The sequence below is a fragment of the Syntrophomonas sp. UBA5494 genome (assembly GCF_002426325.1).
Map to the genome: position 1 here is coordinate 25,450 of NZ_DIPG01000052.1, position 3,205 is coordinate 28,654.

4 protein-coding genes are annotated in these 3,205 nt (G+C 48.6%); all 4 read right to left on the reverse strand.

The genetic code is table 11. The annotated features are described in order from the left end of the window. A partial coding sequence (locus B3W37_RS06285) for a sugar phosphate isomerase/epimerase family protein (protein ID WP_483175113.1) occupies positions 1–618 on the reverse strand: 618 nt, incomplete at its 3' end. Between the two features lie 97 nt (positions 619–715). Next, a complete protein-coding gene (locus B3W37_RS06290) occupies positions 716–1,543 on the reverse strand; it encodes a metallophosphoesterase (protein WP_483175114.1) in 828 nt (275 codons plus the stop codon). 104 nt (positions 1,544–1,647) lie between these two features. After that, positions 1,648–2,469, reverse strand: a complete 822-nt coding sequence (locus B3W37_RS06295; protein ID WP_483175115.1) for a VanW family protein — start codon at positions 2,467–2,469, stop codon at positions 1,648–1,650. 209 nt (positions 2,470–2,678) lie between these two features. Next, positions 2,679–3,205 (reverse strand): calcium-binding protein (locus B3W37_RS06300; protein ID WP_483175116.1); only part of this gene is annotated, 527 nt, incomplete at its 5' end.

The window sequence follows — 3,205 nt, forward strand, 5'->3', positions numbered from 1 at the left end:
GCCTTTATCGCGGTATAAGTTGGCGTGAGAACTGTCAAAGCAACAGCCCAGATAGGCCGATTGTATTTCTCGCAGGACAAAGGGAACATTATCTTCTCTTCTGGTGTTTTCTATTGCTATTTTGACCCCGGCCTCTTCAGCCCTCCGGGTTATAGACAACAGGCTTTCGATTCCATATCTGTTGGGCTCAGGCGGAGCCAGGCCTTCCGTCAGATGCATGACCATCATAGGGATCCCATGCCTGGCGCAATCCTCAATCCAGGCAATATGCTCTTTAATACGCTCTTCTCTTCGGATTTTCTGTTCACTCCAGAGGTCGTTGGATTCATTAAAAGGAACGTGGATATTCTCCAGTATAAGACCGGAGTCTTTGACCATATCGCTAAAGTATTCTTTTTTGATGGGGGGATTGCCCATTTCATCTTCCCACCAAATGGATACTGCGTCAAATCCGGCTTCCTTTATTAAGCGCAACCGTTCCGGCAAGGGCAAGACGAAGCCGAACCATGAGAATATTCCCAACCTGTTTCTACCTTGCATCAATACAATCCCTTTCGTCTCAACGTTGTCAATGACCCCATCCCTCTGGCTCGATGGCACATTCTGTACTATAATCATAACCCATAAAATTGAACAGCGTATAAGGTTCCGGCTCGTTTTAGCGATGGCACTGAATAGAGGAGAGGCCTTCTGCTCTTCCGCGGCACGTGGCATTTTACATGCCTTTAATATCTATCACCACCACTTCGGGCGGGTTGAATACGCGCGGCAAACGGGGGTTGAAAGAAAGTCCACGGCTCACGATGTGGGTCAGAGAACCATGATCATACATTCCCCCGGCATATTTCGGAAACCAGCCTTGATTGGGCGAATAAAGCCCATTCAGTATGAATGGAATCCTGACCTGGCCCCCATGGGCATGCCCCGACAACACCAGGTCAAAAGCGCTTGCTTGATAGATTTCTACCAGCTCAGGGCGGTGTGACAAAAGCACTTTATAGCATTCAGGTTCATTGCGCAGCCCGGAGAATGCGCTGAAAAACGCCTCCTCCCAATCAGATCCCGGCTTCTCATCCTTAACAACTTCCGGGTCGTCAACCCCAGCGATAATAATCGCTGAGCTATTGACGGTAATTGTGTCGTAACTGTTTTCAAGAACGGCAACGTCATATTGGCGAATGGCATCTTTGATACGTCTGATATCATTGGACCAGTACTCATGGTTGCCGGACACGTAATAAACCGGGGCAATTCCCTTTATTCCCTGCAGAAGCATTTCAGTGCCTTGAAGAGGCGCCTCATCATCAGCTATGTCTCCTGCCAGAGCTATAATATCGGGATTCTGATTTCTAATCAACTCAACCAGTTTAGATTGCCCTTCGCCATAAATATGATTATGCAAATCAGCGATCAGGACTATTCTTACAGACTCGTCCGCGTTTAATTTATCGGTATGGACAGTGTATTCCCTAACCACCAGCCCATTATAGAAAGCCGCAAATAAGAATATAGCCAGCAGGCCGGCGACTGCAAGTCTCCTCATCCTCATAAAAAATATCCCTTTATTCTTAAGTCATTATCTTTATAATAAGCAATCAAATGAAAACCGCCTTGCATACGCTCTTGGCGATCCATTTGGCGCGGCTGTCAAGGAAGCACAGGCTGGTACATCATGACGGCTTGATTGGCGCAAATAACCTCATCGCCGATTTCCTCGCCGCCCGGGTTATAAATCTTTCGCGCCAGCACATTGCTGCGGGTATAACCGCCCCACCACTCGGCATTTATAATATGCTCCCTTTCATAGACCTGGTATCGCACCTCAAGCGGTCGGCGGCTGCGCCATTCTCCGTAAAGATTCTGATCATCGAGCCTTATCAGCAACTGGTAAGGCAACCCGGTATTATTGGTTATCTGCAGATCAACGTAATTATAGACCACCGTAGCCCCGCTGCCGAATGGCTGGGTGCGGTCGCTGTCAGGAAACACATCATAGTTGTGCCTCCAGCGTTCGGTGATCGTCAGCGGGGTGAAGAGAGTCATCCAATAGATCAGATTGGATAACTGGCACAGTCCCCCGCCGGTTCCTGAACAAACCGCACCGTTGCTCAAGACCATGCCATCCAGATATCCTTTGCGGCGGGTGGGCCTTCCCACTGATCTCCAGAAAGAGAAAGTCTCACCAGGCTGCAGAATCAGCCCGTTCAGGCGAGAAGCTGCCAGGCGCAGATTGGTGATCTTATTATACTGCAGCCGCATATCAACTTCCCTGAGCTGTCTTAGGAGCGGGGTTTGGTGGCCGGCGATCTTATACGCAAGCGGGCAGCCGGCATCAATTGCACTGGCATAGCGCTTATTCGGGAGCAGCCACTGCAGGTATCTTCGCCCGGTGAAAAACGCCCGGCCCAGGGCCAGGCGCAGCGGCGATCTTTGTGTGGGAACGATTGGCTTGGCAATTGATTGGTTCATTTTCGTACCTTTTTCGCCCCGACTCTAAAATTTTTCTACTGTCAAATAACATAACGCTTAAAACCGCAGTACCGGCCTCATCCCGTTCGCAAAAGGGGGGGACAGGATTTTTCGCCGGGCAGGTGAAGCTGTCTATTGTACGCTGTTGACTGCACATTCTTTCACTTTTTGACTCACATCTACAGATATTATACAGAAGGGTTCATCCATTAATACTGATAATATGTTGCTAACAGTTCGGTATATTGCTGATTATTCTGCTGCGCTGCTTGTTCCCAGGTAAGACCTGTCTGAGTTGTAAAAGTCGCCATAGCTTGAATCAATTGATCAACTTGACTGCTCACCAGTTGGCAGCCTCCCAATGTTTCAAGGCTATCCAGCTTGGCATTGGCATTGGTATACCAATTCTGAACCAATACACTCTCCGTCTGTCCTACTACCTGAATCTTCATATTGTTTTGTATTCTGCTGAATATCAATAGTTCAGGATCATACGAAAATATCGCCTTATCAAGATCAGTTGCCGTTGCGGTACCATTGTTTATAATATCTTGACCAAAAGCACCGTTAAATACGTAGGTGTCGTTGCCTTTTCCTCCCTCCAGATAGTCGTTCCCTTCGCTACCGTCCAAAATGTCATTGCCGTTGCTGCCATATAGGCTGTCGGCTCCCGCTCCTCCATACAGAGTGTCGTTGCCGTCTTCTCCGTACAACTTGTCTTCGCCTTCGCTGCCCG

Bases quoted from the DNA above. Each gene is read 5' to 3' on its own strand.
- B3W37_RS06290 (WP_483175114.1), bottom strand. From the start codon at position 1,543: ATGAGGAGACTTGCAGTCGCCGGCCTGCTGGCTATATTCTTATTTGCG.
- B3W37_RS06295 (WP_483175115.1), bottom strand. From the start codon at position 2,469: ATGAACCAATCAATTGCCAAGCCAATCGTTCCCACACAAAGATCGCCG.